1 protein-coding gene is annotated in these 1,846 nt (G+C 39.3%); it reads left to right on the plus strand.

The features are described 5' to 3' along the window. Positions 1-908: 908 nt before the first annotated feature. The coding region (locus tag GX117_04120) for an amidohydrolase family protein (GenBank protein ID NLO32529.1) at positions 909-1,846 on the plus strand (938 nt) is incomplete at its 3' end.

The raw sequence follows: 1,846 nt of genomic DNA on the forward strand, positions 1-1,846 counted from the left end.
CTTTTATCGTTGTTGCCTCTACAACCCCAAACGAAATTCCAAATGAAAGAACGCCAATCAGCACATACATTGCTATTTTACGCACGTATTCATTCATCCTTCCAGCACCTCCGAGATTTTTTCCAATCATGCTAAGCGATTGGAATACCATACAAAAACCAAAGTCTAAAAGCCGCCGTTGTCCTCTGGGTTTTTGATGTTTAGAGCATAATCACCACCCGTCCGTTTGTTTTGTTAGTGGCACCTATACATTTGCTTATGTTTCGCCCGATAGGTTCCAAACATAACAGATTCTTTTTTTCGCTGCCACCAAACGAATAAAGATCTCCACTAGAAATTATTGTTACGCGAACAGATGCGTTGCACCATGCGCAACCATGTTGCAAATAATAGTTACTTTAGTATTTCCATGCATCTCAGGAAACTCCTCCTTTGATTTAAAATTATTCTAATCCTTTTTACCAATTGTCATGAACCCCCACATTGCCACCCCAATTTTAAACTAATAAAGATAATGTTAATCTAGGTCCCGCATAATGGGAAATGGACTAACTTAGTTGATGTTGTGCTAAAAAACTGCGTTATATTTTTTTGTTTTTAGAAGGGTTTTTCGATCATATTGCCGAAAAGATATACTATCACAAATTGGGCAACATGGTTGCGTATAGAGCAACACCTTGTTGGGAAGGTAAACAAACACAACATAGGTAAATTAGATACAAATATAGACAAAGGGGGCCATATAGGGGCCTAGGGAGATGAAATGAGTAGTGTTTTTCATTCCTGTTTAACGATATTGGAAAAAATTACTTTTATTAAGCCAGTTGTTTCAACATTTGTTAAATAATTGACTTAAAAAGGGTAGTTTCAAAATACGCAAATCATAATATAAGAAAGGCGGATTTAAAATGATCATTGACTCACATGCACATGTATTTCCTTTTCTTGGCTCGCGTGCTGGGTTTCCCAGCGAACAGGCTCACCTAGATGCGATTCAATCCGGCATGCACAAGCACCTCGCTCAACCCGTTCGTCGTAAACGAGACCATGTTATAGTAGAAAACAATATGCTTTGGGATGATGATAATCCGAGTATCAAGGGCAAAGCAGAGGTTAATTTTAGGGTTACAAAGCATGGGCGTTTTGAATGGAGAAAGGATGGAGTGGATTATTACATCCATTATATGCCGCCTAATTTGCAAACGATGGAAGCGTCTCCAGAGTTTTTAAAAATAATGATGGAATATGTTGGTATTGATCGCGCTGTATTGCAATGTGGAGCAGCATACGGCAAATTTAATTCATATTATATTAACGTCATTCAAGAATACGGAGATATATTTATTCCGCTATACGAACCCGAACCCGACGCACGCAAAGAAAAAGGGCTGCGGCAGCTTTCATTGCACAGTCAATTAGGGTTTCGAGGGATATGGGTTGCAGGGTTCCAAAATTATTTTGATGAAAAATATAACGATTTTTGGGACTTGGTTGAAGAGTTAGATCTGGTTGTATTCTGGGGGCTTCATCCTAATGAATACAACGAAATGAACAACGATTTTATAAAATGGCTAGAAAACCGCTCTTCCATAACCAATGTCATGGCACAATCATTCCCAATGGCGTGTTTGGAGGCACAAGGAACACTCAGATTGCCTTCCTATGCATTTACGTTAGCAGAATTTTCAAATGTTCTTTTTGAACTCGCCTTTCCCATTTCCGAAGGGGCAAATGAGGATTACCCTTTTCCAAAATCTAGAGAAGCGGTTGCTTTGCTTTATGACTTCTTTGGTAGCCGCCGACTCGTCTGGGGCTCGGATATTCCTAACGTGGAGCGTTATTGTAC

The organism is Candidatus Hydrogenedentota bacterium (assembly GCA_012523015.1).
Lineage (GTDB): Bacteria > Hydrogenedentota > Hydrogenedentia > Hydrogenedentales > CAITNO01 > JAAYBJ01.